This is a genomic window from Cupriavidus sp. SIMBA_020 (genome assembly GCF_046535395.1).
In the GTDB taxonomy this organism is placed as follows: Bacteria; Pseudomonadota; Gammaproteobacteria; order Burkholderiales; family Burkholderiaceae; genus Cupriavidus; species Cupriavidus campinensis.
Window position 1 is genome coordinate 1 of record NZ_JAWRWU010000465.1, and the last position, 276, is coordinate 276.

Annotated in this window: 2 pseudogenes; one reads left to right on the forward strand and one right to left on the reverse strand. The window is 67.4% G+C overall.

Annotated features, from left to right (window positions below):
- Positions 1-118 (forward strand): annotated as a pseudogene (locus tag SB751_RS30070) (tripartite tricarboxylate transporter substrate binding protein); the annotation flags it as partial.
- A 75-nt stretch (positions 119-193) separates the two neighbouring features.
- Here the strand turns inward: SB751_RS30070 and SB751_RS30075 are convergent.
- Positions 194-276, reverse strand: a pseudogene (locus tag SB751_RS30075) (tRNA (uridine(34)/cytosine(34)/5-carboxymethylaminomethyluridine(34)-2'-O)-methyltransferase TrmL); the annotation flags it as partial.

Sequence of the window (276 nt, forward strand, 5' to 3'; positions counted from 1 at the left end):
GGCCCTGCAATACTTCACTCCCGCCGCCTCCGCCCCCGAGGCCCTGACCGTCCGCATCCAGAACGAAAAGGCTCGTTGGGATCAGGTCATCCAGAAGCTGAACCTGTCGCTCGACTGACGCCGCCCCCCAGCGCCGAAGGCGGCCGCGCGGGCGGCCTTTGGCGCCCCGCGCGCAGGCATCCGCCAGGGGCGATCAGACGCCCCCTTCATATCCCAACTGCCGCCAAGCCTCGAAAACCGTCACCGCCACCGCGTTGGACAAATTCAAACTCCGCT